This window comes from Pseudomonas sp. SDT291_1_S447 (genome assembly GCF_054070155.1).
In genome coordinates this window covers 1-228 of the sequence record NZ_JBSVXS010000410.1, presented here as the reverse complement: position 1 = coordinate 228, position 228 = coordinate 1, and the positions used below count along the sequence as shown (strand labels likewise).

Sequence of the window (228 nt, the reverse complement as noted above, 5' to 3'; positions counted from 1 at the left end):
AACAGATCCCGTCCAAGTACCACAAGTTGATCGGCATGCGGGCCATGGAGGCCGATCAGTGGGAAACCGCGCTCAAGCATCTGGAGCGCTCGACTGAGCTGTACGCGAAAGCAGGCAATGAGACGCGAATCAAGAAGTGTCGCATCGCACTCGCCAAACAAACACCCGCCGTCACCGGCGCCCAATAACCGACTACCCCCCCAGCGGGGAACTGTGGACGTGTGTCTG

1 pseudogene is annotated in these 228 nt (G+C 59.6%); it reads left to right on the top strand.

From position 1 onward, the window contains the following. Nucleotides 1-188, top strand: a pseudogene (locus ACW9IR_RS30135) (phage terminase small subunit); the annotation flags it as partial. Nucleotides 189-228: the final 40 nt, after the last annotated feature.